Below are 16,100 nucleotides of genomic sequence, written 5' to 3'. Positions count from 1 at the left end.
ACCTATCAATCCCGTTAATTATTAATTTGCTTAAAAATTTGCCCAATATATTTCCGTTACTTTGAAACTTTTGAAACTTATAAGCGTATGTATGTTGTAAATAAATTTAGTTTATTAAGGGGATATGTATATGAAAAACCACGAAATTGATTATGTATTACATGGAGATGACATGCAGTTTGTAGAAGTAGAGCTCGACCCTCAGGAAACGGTTGTGGCTGAAGCAGGAAGTTTAATGATGATGGAAGATCAGATTCAAATGGAAACTGTATTTGGCGATGGATCTGCAAACCAAGGTTCTGGTCTTATGGGGAAATTACTAGGTGCAGGAAAACGATTAATCACAGGCGAAAGTTTGTTCATGACGATGTTTACGAACAATGGCTCCAGTAAACGTAAAGTTTATTTCGCCTCACCATATCCAGGTAAAATTATTCCAATGGATTTAAGCCAATTAGACGGCAAAATTATTTGTCAAAAGGATGCATTTTTAGCTGCAGCAAAAGGTGTTTCAGTAGGCGTAGAATTCCAGCGAAAATTAGGAACTGGCTTCTTCGGTGGAGAAGGTTTCATCATGCAGAAACTTGAAGGAGATGGGATGGCTTTCGTCCACGCAGGTGGAACGATTTATGAACGCAAACTTCAGCCAGGCGAAACATTGCGTATTGATACAGGATGTTTAGTTGCGATGACACAAGACGTCCGTTACGATATCGAAATGGTACGCGGTATTAAAACAGCGCTTTTCGGTGGAGAAGGTTTATTCTTCGCCACACTATCTGGTCCAGGAACAGTCTGGGTGCAGTCATTGCCATTTAGCCGTTTAGCTAGCCGCGTGTTCGCAGCTGCCCCAGTTTCTCAAGGCGGTGGCGGTAAAGATGCTGGAGAAGGCGGCATCGGCGGATTATTTGATATGTTCAATAAATAGCATAAACAAGGCATATTCTGAACCCTCTTTCAGAATATGCCCCAATTGCATTTAAAATGTTTGAATCGTTTTCCTAATTCACTCCATTTAAATTACTTAATATCACACCTCAAAATTCGACAAAAAGACGCCAAATTATTACAAATATTTGACGTCCATGGAATTATTATATAGATAGAATAAAAATTAAAACTAAAGCCAATACAATTCGATATACTGCAAAGGGTGTGAGCTTTACCTTGGAAATTAGCTTCAGAAAGAACTTTATCGAAATAAGGGCAAATATAAATGCGCTTATAAAGCCTACTGCATAAAAGGAAAAGTGATCGGCATTAATTTGATCCCAGTTTTTCACAAGTGACAAACCACTTGCCCCAGCCATTATTGGTACCGCCATAATAAATGTAAAATCTGCAGCTGTTTTATGATCTAGCCCAAGTAAGACGCCTCCTGAAATGGTCGATCCCGAACGCGAAAACCCTGGCCAAAGCGACAAACATTGAATAACCCCAATTTTGAAGGCTTTACTGTAAGATATATTGTCTAAAGAAGTAATTGCAGGTTTTTTAGGTCCAAATTTATCAGCAATAATCATAAATATTGCTCCGATTATCAGCCCAATGATTACTGTTTTAATGCTGAACAAATTTTCGTCTATAAAATCTTCAAATAACAGACCAAAAACTCCTGCTGGAATAATACCGATTAGCACATGCCCTAAATTAAACCGGGTCGATTGCTGCCCTTCCATTTTATATAGTCCGACTAAGCTCAAAATGCGTTTCCACATTACAAAAACTACTGCCAATATCGACCCTAGCTGAATTACAATTTTAAACGTATTGGCAGAACCCGACCCTAAAAATTCCTTCGTCTGCAGCCACATATCATCAACAATAATCATATGTCCTGTTGAAGAAACTGGCGCAAACTCAGTCATTCCTTCCACAAACCCTAAGATTAAAGCTTTTAATAGCTCTATCCATTCCATATACTTGCTCCTTTTACAAACGATTATTCGCTAAATTTCACATCAATTACCCATAGTTCGGATTGACTCCCTAAACGTGTAGGGGGCCCCCAGAATCCAAAGCCACTTGAGACAAGCGCATGCATTTGTTCCTTTTGACGATGACCATAATCCAATTCAAAGATACGTTCCGTTATGAAATGATTTGGCCACATCTGTCCTCGATGGGTATGTCCAGATACGTGAAAATCTACACCTAAATTAGCTGGCTCATCCAAATCCATTGGCGTATGATTCATAACAAACCAAGGAAGTTCCTGATTTTCTGGCTGTAGCTCATTTAATGCCAACCGATTCTTATTTGTTAAATCTTCACGTCCTGTTAAATAAAAACGATTATCCACCAAAATTGTTTCATCCATTAAAATACGAACATCCGATTCAGCCATTGCTTGTTTAAATTCAGGAATTTCATTGCCATAATACTCATGATTTCCCGGTACTCCATAAACACCATATGTTGCCTGAAGATTTTTCATCACTTCCCCCATGCCTTTATTAATAAAGCGCTGTGGACTGTCATCAACAAGATCTCCCGGTAATAGCACTAAATCCGGTTTTTGTTCATTGGAGAGCTTAACAAATTTTTCTAAATGTCCTGTCCCGGATAACAGACCGAGGTGGAAATCCGATGCCATAACAATGCGCATATCTTCTCCAGGCTTATTTATCTCAATAGTAGCATTCCGTACTACTGGAGAGTATGCAAAATATGTACCTGCAATCAATAAAATGACTAGTAAACCTACAACACCTGTTCCAACCATTTTCGTCGAAAGAGGTGAAAACTTAATTATCAGATTAGCTATAATACATAGAATCAGCCCATACTGCAAAAAGAACATCCAATAACTACCTAGTACTGTTAAAGGCGTCAATAATGGGTGGAGCTTTCCTATAAAATAACCGTAAGAAACAAAAAATAAAAATGTCCAATAAACTATTGGCCAGCGGAATTGCTGAATGGACAGTAGCCATGCCCTTAAATTCCAACCGAGATAAAACGTAATACCACTATATATTGCTATCGCCAAGATGCCGAATAATATTCGCATTATACTTAAACCCCTCACATATTTAATGTTGCTATTTTACTACATTTCAACATTTTAACGTTAGTAAAGAAGATTATTTGTATAAAAATCATTCCAAGCCTAGGCTTTTCTACTATATTTAATTATCTTCCAATATCGCTGTGAGCTGTTCTATATGTTACTTATTTCTTTTAAAATATTACTGAACTCTTCAAATATCCTTTCCATATTTTCTAATATCTCACCCTACTGCAAAAAAACTGCAGCAAGGTTTATCCCCTCACCGCAGTTTCTTCTGTTTATTTTTCTGTTTGAACACTAACCGTTACTTTAAAAAGATCTCCATCTACAGCTATTTCCAACTGCCCACCATGAAGGTCAACAATTGACTGTGCAATCGCAAGGCCTAGCCCCGAGCCTTCTGTATGACGCGATGTATCTGCACGTTTAAAGCGTTCAATTAATTGTGATGCCTCTTCATATAGCTCATACTTTGCAACATTTTTAACCGTTAACTCTGCGTTTCCGTCAACTAATTTTAAATTTACGTAAACGCGTGTACCTTCTAATGAATACTTACGAGCATTGACGATTAAATTATCGATTACACGCCACCACTTTTGCCCATCCACATAAGCATAGATTGGCTGCTCCGAAATATTTACACGTAAATCTAAATTTGCTGTCGCGAAATCTTCCCCATGCTCACCAGCCGCCTGCTGCAACAGTTGGGCTAAATCGATGCGCTGCTTGGAAATTTCTATATTGCCACTCGCCATTTTCGATACTTCAAACAAATCCTCTATCAATGTTTTTAAACGATTCGATTTTGCATCTAAAATTCCAATATACTTACTGCGTTCTTCCTCGGAAATCGATGGATTTTTCAGTAAATCCGTGTACGTAATAATAGAAGTTAACGGTGTACGCAGATCATGGCTTACATTCGTAATCAGTTCTGTTTTCATTTGTTCACTTTTAGCCTGCTCATTCATACTAGTACGAACACCTTCACGCAGACCATTTAAATTTCGTGCATGACTTGCTAATGGAGATTTCCCCTTCACTTTCAGATCCTTTGTTAAGCGTCCATTTGCCATATCTTCTGTATGCTTCATAATACGGTTTAGGTAGCCCATACGGCGCATGAAAATATAAAGTGTTGGCAAAAAGAACACTACAAATAAAAACATATAAAAGAAAAATACTCCTCCACTTGCTGTTGCCATCACAACTGCAAGTCCAAATCCTCCAAGGAACACAACAGTAAGTAAGATTAGCGACTGCATCCCTACAGATCGATTCTCAAACATTGATTTTGCAGCGTCTACTACTTGCGAAGAAAAAGTTTGAGGCCAAATTTTTTCTAAATCTCGCTCGTTCTTTAAACTTTCCACAATCGAAACTATCATAAAAATAACTGCGGCAATAAACACAAAACTGATTATTCCCGTTATGAATAAATCAATAATCTGACTATAACGACCGGTTATATAAACTTGTGACTGAATAGATCTTATAAACATCTCATTCGTAATAATCGCGAAGTAAGCAACAATAACCATTGCTACAATACGGATATCAATCGGTAAGCGTTCAAATTGATCACGCAGTGGGAATTTCCGGTTGAAGTGCTCCCGCGTTGGTTCTAAATAAGTCATTAATAATACAAAGCTAATAATTCCTGCAAGAACAATTCCATAATATATATATTTAATAATATTAAATGCTTTCTTGTCTGTTCCTAAATACGAGTTATCAAACCAGGATTTTGGAACCGTCACAACACCCGAAATACTTTTTAAATCCCGGTCAAGCGTATAACTGTCTCTAATAATACCTAGATTATCATGGTCCGAAAAATGAATCGTATAATTACTATTGAAATCTTTCCCTACATTATTAAACGTATTCTCAAAGACCGCCTGCTCATCGACATCGCCATTACGGTAAACTTCTCCCGTTTTTTCATCTGTAAATTCGTAAGCGAAGTGACTATATTGACTTAATGTATTTTTTCTTTCGCTGTTAATGTTTTTCAACTCTTCTTGTATCGCTTTTTTCTTTATTGCGATTATTTTTGACTTTACATAGTCATCGTCTTCGAAATTTTTCCTAATATCCTCGATTTTTGAATCACGCTCTTGCTCAAGTACTTCAATAACATCCGAGTCTTGTGCTACCTCTATGTCACCTTTATATTGCTCTTTAATATTTTGAATTTGCTCCGCCAGGGAACCGTAATGTGTACGATAACTATAAATTTCTTCTTCCGAAACGGTTAAGGCTCCTTCAAAATCTTGTTCTGTCGGTACATTAAATAAGTTTTGTGAAAGCTCGGATACTAATCGTTCCGAATCACGCTTAAAATCTTGTGATTCATTAAATGTTTTCCCAAAATAACTACTACCACTTGTAAAAATTAAAATGACTGCGGTCGCCACCACAAACATAAGAAAAAGCTGGAGGTAAATTTTATTGTTCTTCATTCGTTATTCCTCCTAATGGAATGAACATCTACCCATCATTCAGCAAATGTTCTTTTTTATATTGATAAAAAATATAAAATCTGTTTGACTAAAGGGACAAACCGCCCTGTATAATAATCAAAAAAATACGTTCCGAGATAATAAAATCCGACTACCGCGCTCATTGCCCCAATACATGTAAAAACTTTACTTTTCAATTTTATACCCTAAGCCCCATACAACTTTTAAATAGCGGGGATTTTTAGGATCAGCTTCAATTTTTTCACGGATTTTACGGATATGGACTGCTACAATATTTTCAGCGTTGTATGCAGGTTCATTCCAAACCATTTCGTAAATTTCACTAATCGAAAAAACACGTCCTGCATTTTTTAATAATAGCTCGGTGATTTTATACTCCGTCGGCGTTAGTTTGACAGGCTCCCCGTCAACTCTTACTTCCCTTGCTGCCGCATCAAGCTCAAGTCCTTCGACTAGCGGAGTTGTTTCCCCAAGTCCAAGTGTTCCGAAATTGACATAGCGTCGAAGCTGAGATTTTACACGTGCCAACAATTCTAGCGGGTGGAAAGGTTTCGTAATGTAATCATCCGCCCCAACTGAAAGGCCGTGGATTTTATCTGTCTGTTCCGCCTTTGCACTAAGCATAATAATTGGAATATTACGCTCTGCACGAATTTTGAACGTTGCGGTAATTCCATCCATATTCGGCATCATCACGTCCAAAATTATACAATGCACTTCATTTTGTTTCAGCAGCTCGATTGCCTCATTCCCGTCTGCTGCCTTCAACACCCTATATCCTTCATTTTTTAAATAAATTTCTATACCGTCCCGTATATCCTGATCGTCATCAGTCACGAGCACCGTCAGTTGATCCATCCTACTCACCTCACAACTTTTTCTTATAACTTTATAATAAATGGAACTTCTTAACATCTACCTACTCAAAATCTGAAGAATTTCTTAAGATTATCTTTAGTCTTTGATCATACAGAAAAAAGCTACCTCTTATGAAGCAGCTTTTTTTGCACCTATTGTTAATACTACAATTCCACCTAATAATAAACCAACGCCAATCCAAGCTACAAATGTTAAATGCTCGCCTACTAAAAATACGCCAAGTAATGCTGCTGTTAAAGGTTCGGCCAAGCTTAATGTCACTGCAGCGGACGAACTGATTTTCTTTAATCCGCCTAAAAATAATATGTACGCCAAACTCGTTGCAGCAAGCGCCATAAATAGCATTGCCCAAAGGTTTACGCCTTCTGTTACCCAACTGAAACCATCCTTCGCTGCCAATGGCAATAAAAATAATGCGCAAAGTATAAAGGTCATCGCAACCGCGGGTAACGTTTCCTCGCGTTTCATCAGCTGCTTACTTACATTCGTATACAGGGCAAACATGAAGCCTGCTGCCAGCGCCAATGCAATTCCAACAGGGTTTATCGTTGTATCTCCCTGATTCATAAACAACAGTAAGCAGCCGACAATCGCCAACACGGTGGCAATTGCCCAAACAAGTGTTGGGCGTACTTTCCAAAAGGCCCATTCGATTATTCCTGCAAATACTGGTGAGCTTCCTATTGTCACAACAGTCCCTACCGCCACACCTGTAAAACGGACAGATGTGAAAAACAAGCTTTGAAATAAAGCAATCGCAATCGCAGCCAGAATAGTCCACTTCCATGACCATTGACGAAACGAAATTTTCTTCATAATAATAACTGCGATCAGTAAAACTCCCCCGCCAATTGCTGAACGAATACCAGCAACTGCGAATGAGGAAATACCTTCTGTTAAAAATGTTTGTGTCGTACCGACTGTCCCCCAAAGCATCGCAGCCAATAAAACAAATATGTACGGTAAAATATTCACTATTACACCCCGCTTTTATAACCATTATGCTATCATACGTTGAATAGCCAATCGAGATGAACTTTCTCTAAATTATATTTATAATAGAATTAACCCAAAATTAAAAGGAGGCATCATGATGTATAAATCAGTCGAACAAACTGCAAATGATATAGGCATGCCGGAGCACCAGATTCTACAATACATTTATGCTGGTCGTATTAAAGCAGTGCATGATGGTGAAAACTTTTTAATTAACAGTGCGCAATTTGAAACGTACCATCAGCAACTTGAGCGAATTAAAGAGGAAATCGAAATTTGGAAAAACACTCCTATCCCAGAAGATGTGGATATTAAGGATGAGGACTAAAGAAAAATGCAAAATCTACTCTTAGAAAAGAGCCTCGGACATAAGCCAAAAACGCCATTTTTCTCCCTGAGAAAAATGGCGTTTTTTTGCTGGCGTAAAATTGATTTCCATTCCGGGACGCTTTCCGCGGGCACGGCCTGAGCCTGTAGTCTCAGGCGTCGTGCTTTTCCCGCAGGAGTCGCCCTCCATTCCAATCAATTTTATAAAATATCCGTTTCTTAATAAGAGTCTTTTCCTTATCCAAGCTCTTTTCGTAATTTAATTTATCTAATTCTAAGAAGCTTACTTAACCAATTTATGTTAATATTAAGTATTATTTACATAAAAATAACTAGGTGGAATTCTAATTTACATTAAAAGCTCTATAAGGGGGATTGTAATGAGAAAGTTTTTATTAGGAGCAGTATGCTTTGCAGGTATACTGAGTGGATGCACTCAATCAAATACAGATCAGACTAAAGAGATACATGATTTAAAAAAACAAGTGGACCAGATGTCACTAGAAAATGAGGCTCTCAGAAAAACGATAACGGATGAAAGAGAAGCACTCGAGGTAGCAATGAATGAACAAGCAAACAGTGATTATTCAACTATTTCATCAAAAAATATCGAAAAGTATCCCCAGACTCTTTATAAGAAAAAAAGCTTAGATATTGATGAAGATGGTGAAGAGGAAATTATTGAATTGTACGTAAATGCAGGAAAAATGGAGAATGGATTATTCGCTTGGGACGATGGTCAGAACTGGTTGTTGTTAGTGCAAGATGGTGAAAATTCTTACCCGCTATTTGATGATTATATTCAACTAGGCTCCCTGGATTTTAGTACCGCAACTTTTGATGGAAAGCCGGGAATTGTGATGCATATGACGCAGCACAGTAATATCATTATCCAAAAAATCACTTACGATCAAAAGGTAAAGGGACTTCAAAAGGAAACCTTTTATAAAAAAGAGAATATGAACGATTATTATAATCCACCCGCTTCCTATGCTCTTTTTAAAGATGCTTATGAACTTATGGGCATAGCCTTTGAGAAAACGGTCCCAATACAAGAAGCCAGTGAAAATACCCTTCAGGACCCTCAGGAGATATGGTATATCATAGAGCCGGTCTTACAGGAATTTAGAAATGCTCAACATCTGTTCGAGCTAGCCTTTACCTTGAATCCTGAACTAAATGTTTCTTTAAACGGTCCCATTACCTTTCTTAACGAAATGATTATCAACACACCAACAGCCGTTCAAGTGGATCAGTTAAAAACGATTTATAGGATGATAAAAGAGAGTGAGATACAAGAGTTAATTATAGAAGAAAACAATCAACTACACCCATCTGTTAGAGACCTGTTTCAAAAATTTGATTCTACCCTTAATGTACAGCAGAGTTCGTAACAGCAACCTAAAGACACCATTGTTTCTAAAGAGGAACAATGGTGTCTTATACTTCATGGATAATATTTAATTCATTAAGTGAGATAGCTTCTCTTTTGTTAAATTGTTACTGTAAAACCTGCCCGTTTGCCAATAATCTCCGCATAATCTTCTACCATGACACTTGCTGTCGGATACATACCTGCTCCTGGTCCGATTACGGATAATGTGCCGATATAGTCTGTTTCCATCGTTACGGCATTAAAGACATCATCTACCGGATAAAGTGGATGTTCATTATTTACTAAGAGCGGTGCAACTTTTGCATGAATTGTACCATCTTCCAGCTTTTCAACTTCTGCCACATGACGGTATCGTAGCCCTTGCGCTTTCGCATCGGCTACTTGCTCGGCTGATATTGTATCAATGCCAATCACTTCTACATCTGCCCAGTTTGGTTGTTCTCCAAATGCTAAGCTTGATAAAATCATCAGCTTTTTAAAGGCATCTTGACCCGAAATATCATTAAATGGATCTGCTTCTGCATATCCTAATTGCTGTGCTTCATTTAATGCCTTTTCAAAGCTCCAGCCCTCCGCACGCATTTTCGTTAAGATGTAGTTTGTTGTTCCGTTCAAGATTCCCTGTACGCATCTTACTTCATTTACAAGCAGGATATTTTTCATCGTTTTTATAATAGGTACACCACCTGCTACAGTTGCCTCAAAGCCAATGAATACACCATTTAACTTTGCTAATGCTTCAAGCTCTTCGCCCCGTTTAGCAAGCATGACTTTATTTGCTGTAATGACATGACATTTAGCCTCAACAGCTCGTTTTAAGTAAGTGAATGCAGGTTCTTCATTTACAATCGCTTCAAATACAACTTGCAGGCCACTTTCCTCCAGTACGTTATCCATCGATTCGGTCATTAAATGCATCGTTCCCGGTACACGCTCGCGACTAGCATCAGTCACTAAAATCTTCGCGACCTCCAGTTCTACACCTAGCTTTTCGCGAAGCTCCTGCCTCTTCTCATTTAAAATATGGTAAATTCCCTGACCTACTGTGCCAAATCCTAAGATCGCTGCCTTGATTGTTGCCATTGCCTTTCTCCTCCAAATTCTTAACACATATATATTGACGAATAATTCAAATAATTTATCTTAAAGAAATTCTATCCTATATAATACATGAAAACAAGGAGAATCTCTCCTAGAAGGACATTTGTTTACTGTAAACGGTCAAATTTCATTTAAATTCTATTGTTTAATAGCTAAATTGGGTAAACAAAAACACTAGCAGAAATTCTCTGGCTAGTGTTTAAAGTTATTTTATACTGCTACATTTACGGAATTATATACGCGCAAACGATGCGCATTTAAAATTTTTGTCATAACAAGTTCTTCTTTTACGGAGTAATTTGGCACCGCATATGGACGTTGCACTAACTGGAACTCGCCGTATTTTAAAAACCATTCGCGTGCAGGAGTTAAAATATGTGCACTTCCATGAATGTTATACTCCTCATCCACTTCCTTTATGACATAGCCTGTTGTTTCTAGATTGTGAGTTTGTTCTGAGAAAGCACTATGCCCAAAAACCTTTTGCCACATGACATTTACATCCGCTAAAATTTGCTGAATTGCACAAGCGTTTATATATTCCTTTACTTCGTTTAATTCATAAATAATATAGGCTGCTACATTTTGTGCACTGTATACTTTCCCCATGTCGAACAACTCCTTTTCTTTCAATAATGCTGCAACATTATTTCAAATATTTTGGTTGGTAGTTTTATTATTCCAATTGTATTACTAGGTATTAACTTTGTCAATAAAACTTATATAAATAGTAGGGATTAATTTTCTAAAAATTGCTTAGCTTCTCGAATGGGAAAAGCTAAGCCTTTTTTAAAGTTTTATGCGTTTGTTTCTGCGCCTACTTCAGCCGCAACTTTCGCTAATGCCTGTTCTAAATCCGCGATAATATCTTCTGCTGCCTCTAAACCGATTGATAAGCGAATGAGCTCCTCTGAAACACCGGCTACTTTTAATTCTTCTGCAGATAATTGTTGGTGTGTTGTACTAGCAGGATGGATAATTAATGAACGGGCATCCCCAACGTTTGCTACATGCGAGAACAATTCCACGTTATCAATTACTTGGCGACCTGCTTCACGTCCGCCTTTAATGCCGAACGTAATAATCGATCCAAAGCCGTTTTTCAAATATTTCTTCGCCAAATCATGTGTTGCAAAATCTTCAAAGCCGTTGTAATTTACATATTCCACAAATGGGTGGTTTCTTAAATACTCTGCAACTTTTTGTGTATTTTCGTTATGTCGGACAATACGCAAATGAAGCGTTTCTAGTCCTTGTAGGAAATTAAATGCCGCGTCAGCAGATAATGTTGGACCAAAATCACGCAATAGTTGAACACGAAGCTTTGTCGCAAATGCAGCGCCTGCTGTGTCAATCCCGTAGCGTAGGCCATGGTAAGAAGTATCCGGTTCCGTAAATCCTGGATGTCTTCCTTGCGTCCAGTCGAATTTCCCGGCATCAACGACAATCCCGCCAATCGTCGTTCCATGACCGCCAATCCATTTTGTTGCAGAATGAATGACAATATCCGCGCCGAATTCAATCGGATTACTTCCATATGGGGAAGCAAATGTGCTGTCGATTAATAAAGGAAGACCATTGTCATGAGCGATGTTTGCTACCGCTTCAATATCCAGTACTTTCAAGCTTGGATTTCCGATAATTTCAGCAAAGATTGCTTTCGTCTTATCAGTAATTGCCGCTAGGAAATTTTCCGGATTTGATTCGTCTACAAACTTGACCGTAATGCCGTAGCGTGGCAATGTTGTTGCGAATAAATTGTATGTCCCTCCGTAAAGAGAACCTGCTGCGACAATTTCATCTCCTGCACCGGCTACATTTAAAATGGAGAATGCCACTGCTGCTGCGCCAGATGATAGCCCTACTGCAGCTGTGCCACCCTCAAGTAAAGCAACACGTTCTTCAAATGCCCCAACTGTCGGATTCATAATACGAGAATAAATATTGCCCGTTTCCTGTAATGCAAATAGACGTTGCGCATGAGCAGTGTCATTGAATGCATAGGCAGTTGTACGATATACGGGAACTGCAATTGCCCCCGTCACAGGATCTGGCTTTTGCCCCCCGTGCAATAATAAAGTTTCTGGTCTTAAATTCGTCACTCTAATAACCTCCTAAAAATTATTCGATGGTGAAATCGGTGTTTTTGAGGAGGATTTTTTAAATGAAAAAAACCCCCTTCAGTTAAGAAGAGGGTTTTGCGTATGAGCAAGTTTGCCTCCTCTTATCTTTCAAAATGACTGTCCATTTTGTAGGATGTAGCACCTTAGTCAGTTGATCACTCACTGGTTGCCGGGCATCTCAGGGCCTATTCCCTCCGCCGCTCTTGATAAGAGATATGTGATTTATGTTCCATCGTTGATTTTCAGTATAAAACAGAGTAATTCTATAAGTCAACCAAAAAATTAAAATTTTCTGATTTTAATTTTATTCTCAAAAATGGTTTATCTCCCTACACTAAAATAATTATACTCTTCTATACAATTTCTGCTTAAAACAAGATTTTTCTCAAGATATTTATTCACCAAATATTAACATTAATCATTTTTCGGAAGTGCTATAATCATAATTGTTAAAGGATTTCCCCTACAATTGGAAATAAAGAATACGTTTGACTTTTAGAAAAATGGGTATATTTTTTCTTATTAATTTATTATTTAACTAAAACTTTAAATGAAGTGAGGCGTTACGTATGGCAACAGAAGCGACAAGTAAACGAAATTTAAAACCTGTATGGATAGTTTTAGCGTTTGCAGCACTCATTACAATTGTTTTACTTCCAAATAGTGGTGGAGATCTTCCCGTTGTTGGACAACGAGCATTAGCTATTTTAGCATTTGCCGTTATATTATGGGTAACCGAAGCCGTAGCCTATCCGGTTAGTTCTGCAATGATTTTGGCATCCATCGCTGTTTTATTGGGTTTGGCTCCGAGTATGGAAGATCCTTCTGTACAAATGGGTACAAATGAAGCATTAAAATTAGCATTAGGTGGATTTAGTAGCTCCTCCGTTGCATTAGTCGGAGCCGCATTATTTTTAGCGGCAGCGATGCAAATTACAAACTTACATAAGCGTATTGCACTGTGGGTTTTATCGTTGGTTGGAACAAAAACGAAAGCATTAGTAGTTGGCGCAATTTTAGTAGCAATTGTATTAGCCTTTGTTGTACCAAGCGCGACCGCTCGTGCTGGTGCAGTTGTACCCATTCTATTAGGGGTTGTCGCTGCATTTGGTTTATCAAAAGAAAGTAGACTTGCGGCGTTGTTAGTTATTACCGCTACTCAAGCTGTTTCAATTTGGAATGTAGGGATTAAAACTGCTGCTGCGCAAAACCTAGTAGCACTTGGTTTTATTAACTCTGAATTTGGAGTCGATATTTCCTGGGGCAGGTGGTTTATGTATGCTGCGCCGTTTTCTATTATCATGTCATTTGTATTATTCTTCGTTATGATTAAATTAATAAAACCAGAAACGGATAATATCGCTGGCGGAAAAGAAATTATCGGTGTGCAATTACAAGAGCTAGGTCCATTAAAACGCAAAGAAATCACGTTAATCATTACATCTATTTTATTATTATTCTTCTGGTCTACAGAAGGAAAATTGCATCCATTTGATACAACAACAATCACCATATTGGCAATTGCCTTTTTACTGACACCTAAAATTGGTGTATTCAATTGGAAAGAAGCTTCTAGCCGTATTGATTGGGGTACATTGATTGTTTTTGCAGTTGGTATTTCACTCGGAACGACGCTTTTAAGTACAAAAGGTGCCGCATGGCTGTCCGATACGATTTTCGGTTCTCTTGGATTAGATACAATGCCTATTTTAGCTACCATTGCATTAGTTACTGTTTTCAACATTGTCATTCATTTAGGTTTTGCATCTGCGACGAGCTTGGCTTCCGCACTAATTCCCGTATTTATTGCATTGGCCATTAGTTTACCGATGCCTGTAGAAAACCAAATTGGATTTGTGTTAATCCAGCAATTTGTTATTTGTTTCGGATTCCTATTACCAGTAAGCGCACCACAAAACATGCTTGCTTATGGTACAGGCGCATTTACAACAAAGGATTTTTTGAAGTCAGGTATTCCGCTAACAATCGTTGGCTATATTTTAATACTTCTTCTTAGTGCAACCTACTGGAAATGGATTGGGCTATTATAATCGACTTCACATAGAAAATTGACTAAAATAAGCTTAAAGGGATCGTTCCTTTAAGCTTTTCTAATACATACAAAGGGAGATGTTCATGTGGAAACGAGAGAATTGTTACGTAGTCACTCATCTGTTCGGAAATATACAGGTGAAGTAATTTCAAAAGATACGGTCATTGATTTAATCGAAACGGCCCAAATGGCAGCAAGCTCACACTTTGTTCAAGCATATAGTGTTATATGGGTAACGGATGAAGAAAAGAAAGCAAAATTAGGTGAGCTATCGAAGAATGAATTCCAATTCCAAACAGCTGGTGCCTCATTTCTATTTTGCGTAGACTTCAAGCGATTACAAGCAGCAGGTCAAAAGCACGGTGTTAACATCGTCACAGACTCAGCGGAAAACTTACTTGTAGGGGTTGCAGATGTTTCACTATTTGCTCAAAACTTCGTTGTTGCAGCAGAAGCAATGGGCTACGGTATTTGCTATATTGGCGGTGCACGTACAAATCCAAATGAGATTAGCGACCTATTCAACTTGCCGGAAAATGTATTCCCACTATTTGCAATGACAATCGGGACACCTACAAAACGAAACGAAACAAAACCACGTTTACCAGTAGATGCCGTGTTACACGAAAACAGCTATAACGTTGAAAAGTATGAAACTCTTTTAGATGAATACGATGCAATAATGGAAAGCTATTACGCAAGCCGTTCTTCCAATCAAAAAATGGCTACATGGACGAAGCAAATGGCTGACTATTTAATTGAACAAAAACGACCGCATATTAAGAATTTCTTAGCTTCTAAAGGATTTAACTGGAAGTAATAGAAAGTTTAAAGAGGCTGGAACAAAATCAAAAACATCATTTTTCTCTGAGAGAAAAATGATGTTTTTTTGCTGTACACACAATTGATTCCCATTCCGGGGACGCTTTCCACGGGCGTGGCCAGAGCCTGTAGCCTCAGGCATCACGCTACTCCCGCAGGAAGCTTTGCTTGTAGCGAAAGGTGATAGCCGTCAGCTACACTCGCCCCTCCAATCAATTTTATTAAATATCCATTTCTTAGTGAGGGTTTTCTTCTTATTCTATGAGATTTCTACTTATGTCCTACCCTCTTTTTATTTTTCTACAACGCTAACATTGGTTTCCATTATACTAGTGGATTTTTTCTCGTTAGTTCTTTCTATATAAGCATAATGGAAATTAATTTTATTGCCGCAGTTAATTCGATCTTTAATACCTAAGATTTTTATACTAAGTTTTGTTAAAATAATGTCACCTCTTTAATAAAAGGAAGGAATTAAAATGACCTCTAGCCTTGTAGCAAAATCCTTGGAACATCAACATTTAAAAACAGTGCGCAAACATTTATTGCAAATAATTGATATTAACACTGCACTAAGAGATCTCCACAATCAGATTGAATCACATATTAATAAAGAAAAATATGAAGCAATAACTGCTTATGTAAATCAATATATCTCCTATACACATATTTGGCAGATTAAATTTGTTTGCAATTTGGAAGACCCGGAAGTGGCCCTATTGCAAATTTTCCACTTACATTATATTCTCGAACGTGAACAAGGAGAGAAATTTGCGAAATTGCGTGAAATTTTAAAAGAACAAAACGAAAAATTCATGTCAATTACACTTTATTCGGATAATCATATTGAAGAACGTTATAAAAAAATGCTGCATTTTATTCAAGAGTATTAGATGCAGCA

The 16,100-nt window shown here is 37.8% G+C and carries 14 protein-coding genes and 1 riboswitch; of the genes, 6 read left to right on the top strand and 8 right to left on the bottom strand.

From position 1 onward, the window contains the following. Positions 1-130 precede the first annotated feature (130 nt). On the top strand, positions 131-928 hold the full coding sequence (locus tag H9632_RS13750) for a TIGR00266 family protein (RefSeq protein WP_191704640.1): 798 nt from the start codon (positions 131-133) through the stop codon (positions 926-928). 166 nt (positions 929-1,094) lie between these two features. Here the strand turns inward: H9632_RS13750 and H9632_RS13745 are convergent, their stop codons facing one another. From H9632_RS13745 to H9632_RS13725, 5 genes are all read right to left on the bottom strand, one after another. Continuing rightward, the gene (locus tag H9632_RS13745; RefSeq protein WP_191704639.1) at positions 1,095-1,919 is read right to left on the bottom strand and encodes an undecaprenyl-diphosphate phosphatase; all 825 of its coding nucleotides are present in this window, start codon (positions 1,917-1,919) and stop codon (positions 1,095-1,097) included. Positions 1,920-1,942: 23 nt separating this feature from the next. Next, positions 1,943-3,013 (bottom strand): metallophosphoesterase, encoded by a 1,071-nt coding sequence (locus tag H9632_RS13740; protein ID WP_191704638.1) that lies wholly within the window; start codon positions 3,011-3,013, stop codon positions 1,943-1,945. Between the two features lie 278 nt (positions 3,014-3,291). Next, positions 3,292-5,481, bottom strand: a complete 2,190-nt coding sequence (locus H9632_RS13735) for a sensor histidine kinase (protein WP_191704637.1) — start codon at positions 5,479-5,481, stop codon at positions 3,292-3,294. Between the two features lie 186 nt (positions 5,482-5,667). After that, on the bottom strand, positions 5,668-6,360 hold the full coding sequence (locus H9632_RS13730) for a response regulator transcription factor (RefSeq protein WP_191704636.1): 693 nt from the start codon (positions 6,358-6,360) through the stop codon (positions 5,668-5,670). 129 nt (positions 6,361-6,489) lie between these two features. Beyond that, the gene (locus H9632_RS13725) at positions 6,490-7,356 is read right to left on the bottom strand and encodes an EamA family transporter (protein WP_191704635.1); all 867 of its coding nucleotides are present in this window, start codon (positions 7,354-7,356) and stop codon (positions 6,490-6,492) included. A gap of 118 nt (positions 7,357-7,474) precedes the next feature. Here H9632_RS13725 and H9632_RS13720 point away from each other — a divergent pair, with 118 nt between their 5' ends. Together H9632_RS13720 and H9632_RS13715 are read left to right on the top strand one after the other, a co-directional pair. Continuing rightward, positions 7,475-7,705, top strand: a complete 231-nt coding sequence (locus H9632_RS13720) for a DNA-binding protein (RefSeq protein ID WP_191704634.1) — start codon at positions 7,475-7,477, stop codon at positions 7,703-7,705. Between the two features lie 379 nt (positions 7,706-8,084). Further along, positions 8,085-9,098 carry a hypothetical protein gene (locus tag H9632_RS13715; protein WP_191704633.1) on the top strand — a complete coding sequence of 338 codons (1,014 nt, stop codon included), beginning with the start codon at positions 8,085-8,087 and terminating at the stop codon, positions 9,096-9,098. A 98-nt stretch (positions 9,099-9,196) separates the two neighbouring features. Here the strand turns inward: H9632_RS13715 and H9632_RS13710 are convergent, their stop codons facing one another. From H9632_RS13710 to H9632_RS13700, 3 genes are all read right to left on the bottom strand, one after another. Further along, entirely contained in the window at positions 9,197-10,183 is a 987-nt protein-coding gene (locus tag H9632_RS13710; RefSeq protein ID WP_191704632.1) for a homoserine dehydrogenase, read from the bottom strand. A 228-nt stretch (positions 10,184-10,411) separates the two neighbouring features. After that, complete coding sequence (locus H9632_RS13705) at positions 10,412-10,810, bottom strand: hypothetical protein (RefSeq protein ID WP_191704631.1); 399 nt, start codon at positions 10,808-10,810, stop codon at positions 10,412-10,414. A gap of 188 nt (positions 10,811-10,998) precedes the next feature. Beyond that, positions 10,999-12,303, bottom strand: coding sequence for an O-acetylhomoserine aminocarboxypropyltransferase/cysteine synthase family protein (locus tag H9632_RS13700; RefSeq protein ID WP_191704630.1), 1,305 nt, complete (start codon positions 12,301-12,303; stop codon positions 10,999-11,001). A 119-nt stretch (positions 12,304-12,422) separates the two neighbouring features. Further along, positions 12,423-12,537, bottom strand: a riboswitch (SAM riboswitch). 356 nt (positions 12,538-12,893) lie between these two features. On the opposite strand from H9632_RS13700, the gene H9632_RS13695 reads away from it, so the two are divergent. The 3 genes from H9632_RS13695 (at position 12,894) to H9632_RS13685 (ending at position 16,092) form a co-directional block, all read left to right on the top strand. Next, a complete protein-coding gene (locus tag H9632_RS13695; protein ID WP_191704629.1) occupies positions 12,894-14,375 on the top strand; it encodes a DASS family sodium-coupled anion symporter in 1,482 nt (493 codons plus the stop codon). 87 nt (positions 14,376-14,462) lie between these two features. Continuing rightward, positions 14,463-15,197 carry an oxygen-insensitive NADPH nitroreductase gene (nfsA, locus tag H9632_RS13690; protein ID WP_191704628.1) on the top strand — a complete coding sequence of 245 codons (735 nt, stop codon included), beginning with the start codon at positions 14,463-14,465 and terminating at the stop codon, positions 15,195-15,197. Between the two features lie 481 nt (positions 15,198-15,678). Next, entirely contained in the window at positions 15,679-16,092 is a 414-nt protein-coding gene (locus H9632_RS13685; RefSeq protein WP_191704627.1) for a hypothetical protein, read from the top strand. The last annotated feature ends 8 nt before the right edge of the window (positions 16,093-16,100 follow it).

It is taken from the genome of Solibacillus merdavium, assembly GCF_014836935.1.
In the GTDB taxonomy this organism is placed as follows: Bacteria; Bacillota; Bacilli; order Bacillales_A; family Planococcaceae; genus Solibacillus; species Solibacillus ferritrahens.
The sequence above is the reverse complement of the archived record's forward strand: the minus strand, read 5'-3'. Positions and strand labels throughout refer to the sequence as shown.

Excerpts from the sequence above, each read along its gene's own strand:
- H9632_RS13750 (WP_191704640.1), top strand. The coding sequence starts at position 131 with ATGAAAAACCACGAAATTGATTATGTATTACATGGAGATGACATGCAG.
- H9632_RS13745 (WP_191704639.1), bottom strand. The coding sequence starts at position 1,919 with ATGGAATGGATAGAGCTATTAAAAGCTTTAATCTTAGGGTTTGTGGAA.
- H9632_RS13740 (WP_191704638.1), bottom strand. The coding sequence starts at position 3,013 with ATGCGAATATTATTCGGCATCTTGGCGATAGCAATATATAGTGGTATT.
- H9632_RS13735 (WP_191704637.1), bottom strand. The coding sequence starts at position 5,481 with ATGAAGAACAATAAAATTTACCTCCAGCTTTTTCTTATGTTTGTGGTG.
- H9632_RS13730 (WP_191704636.1), bottom strand. The coding sequence starts at position 6,360 with ATGGATCAACTGACGGTGCTCGTGACTGATGACGATCAGGATATACGG.
- H9632_RS13720 (WP_191704634.1), top strand. The coding sequence starts at position 7,475 with ATGTATAAATCAGTCGAACAAACTGCAAATGATATAGGCATGCCGGAG.
- H9632_RS13715 (WP_191704633.1), top strand. The coding sequence starts at position 8,085 with ATGAGAAAGTTTTTATTAGGAGCAGTATGCTTTGCAGGTATACTGAGT.
- H9632_RS13710 (WP_191704632.1), bottom strand. The coding sequence starts at position 10,183 with ATGGCAACAATCAAGGCAGCGATCTTAGGATTTGGCACAGTAGGTCAG.
- H9632_RS13705 (WP_191704631.1), bottom strand. The coding sequence starts at position 10,810 with ATGGGGAAAGTATACAGTGCACAAAATGTAGCAGCCTATATTATTTAT.
- H9632_RS13695 (WP_191704629.1), top strand. The coding sequence starts at position 12,894 with ATGGCAACAGAAGCGACAAGTAAACGAAATTTAAAACCTGTATGGATA.
- H9632_RS13685 (WP_191704627.1), top strand. The coding sequence starts at position 15,679 with ATGACCTCTAGCCTTGTAGCAAAATCCTTGGAACATCAACATTTAAAA.